General features: G+C 65.9%; 2 protein-coding genes. Both read left to right on the forward strand.

Annotated elements, in window-relative coordinates:
- Positions 1-327 precede the first annotated feature (327 nt).
- Positions 328-603, forward strand: a complete 276-nt coding sequence (locus DD1DGNOD_RS10475; RefSeq protein WP_241255633.1) for a type II toxin-antitoxin system Phd/YefM family antitoxin — start codon at positions 328-330, stop codon at positions 601-603.
- On the forward strand, positions 591-1,001 hold the full coding sequence (locus tag DD1DGNOD_RS10480) for a PIN domain-containing protein (protein WP_131766953.1): 411 nt from the start codon (positions 591-593) through the stop codon (positions 999-1,001). Before DD1DGNOD_RS10475 ends, DD1DGNOD_RS10480 begins: the two co-directional genes overlap by 13 nt.
- Positions 1,002-1,073 lie beyond the last annotated feature (72 nt).

The raw sequence follows: 1,073 nt of genomic DNA on the forward strand, positions 1-1,073 counted from the left end.
GCGCGACATGTCCGTCCATACCGTCGACTCGCTTGGGATCACTAGCTCGTGCTCCGTACGGATGAACTCGCGCACGGCACGGACACACTCGTTCTCGCCGTCGGCCGCGAACCCGATCCGTGCCATTGTCCCGCCTTCCAGCTCTACCCGCCGACTCACGCATCGTCGACGACGCCTTCCACACCCCGACCGGCACCGAAAGCAGCAGTGACCGAGCATCTCGGGTGTCTTTGATGGGCGCCTCCTGTGGCCCGGCCTGTTCCCACCCGGCGCACTCGCGCACCAATTGGATCATGATAGGATATCAGAGGATCTGAATCAGCTATTATGAATCTCATGCGAGTGATGACAGCGTCCGAGGCGTCCCGGAACTTCAGTGCGCTTCTCGATGAGGCTGAACACGGCGAGACGATTGTGGTTACTCGTAGCGGTCGGCGCATCGCTGTGATCATGCCGGCGCCGCACGGCAACGGCGAGGCGCTGCGGGAGGTCCTCCGCCGCTGGGGCGCTCGCGCGGGCGTCGACGACAGGTTCGCAGCCGATGTCGTGGGTGCGCGGGAGGCCGCCTCCGCCGAGTGGGACACCGACCCGTGGCGCGACTGATACTGGACACGGGTGTGCTGGTCGCCGGCGCCCGCGGCCTGCTGGATCTTGCCGTGATGGGCGACCAGGACGACGTCGTCCTACCGGCCATAGCTCTCGCCGAATACACCGTCGGGGTGCTGCTGACCTCAGACGAGGCGGCTCGCGCCGCGCAACGCGCGTTCCTCGCCGACGTGCTCTCCGTGACCCCGGTCGAGGACTACACCCCGGACGTTGCCCATCATCACGCCCAGCTCCTGGCCCATGCGCGCCGTACAGGCGCACCGCGTGGGGCTCATGATCTCATCATCGCGGCGACGGCACGCGCCACCCGACGTCTGCTGGTCACCACTGATCAACGCGCCCGTTTCGACGAGTTGCCCGACGTCGCCACCCGCCTGGTAACCGCCAACCGATGACGGGACCCTCCTTGCACCGCAACGACGGGGAACTCACCGCTTAGCTTGTCGTTTAACCTCTAACTGTCACTC

The sequence above is a fragment of the Candidatus Protofrankia californiensis genome (genome assembly GCF_900634765.1).
Classification (GTDB): Bacteria; Actinomycetota; Actinomycetes; order Frankiales; family Frankiaceae; genus Protofrankia; species Protofrankia californiensis.

What these genes read in the sequence shown, in the direction of transcription:
- DD1DGNOD_RS10475 (WP_241255633.1), top strand. Translation starts at nt 328, where the DNA reads ATGAATCTCATGCGAGTGATGACAGCGTCCGAGGCGTCCCGGAACTTC.